The organism is Bacteroides caecigallinarum, from assembly GCF_021530995.1.
Lineage (GTDB): Bacteria > Bacteroidota > Bacteroidia > Bacteroidales > Bacteroidaceae > Phocaeicola > Phocaeicola faecigallinarum.
The window spans coordinates 1-333 of sequence record NZ_JADYTF010000318.1; the positions used below are offsets into that span (position 1 = coordinate 1).

A 333-nucleotide genomic window follows, 5' to 3' on the forward strand; every position below is an offset into this window, starting at 1 on the left:
TTACAAGAATAAGGTTGTCGGTAAACACAAGTCCGAAGAACTTGCCTTTGGACTTCAGATAATTCTTTTCGTCCTTGACCAACTGCTCCCTGCGTTGCTCCGCTCTTTCCCTTTCAATCTGTTCTTCACGTTTTCTGACAAGTCGGTCATGTACCTTTTTCAAGTCTGTCGGACAAACATATTTTGGGCAGTGGGTGTCTTTCCCGAAATGTCGGAGCAGTCTTACAAGGTCACACCACATGGAGGCATCTGCAATATGATAGCCGTTTCGGATACAGATTTTTATGGAGTTCCAATATTCATGCAAATTGACATTTGAAATGACGGCATATC

1 protein-coding gene is annotated in these 333 nt (G+C 42.9%); it reads right to left on the minus strand.

Going from position 1 to position 333, the window contains the following annotated elements:
* The coding region (locus tag I6E24_RS16830) for a PcfJ domain-containing protein (protein ID WP_235329853.1) at positions 1–333 on the minus strand (333 nt) is incomplete at both ends.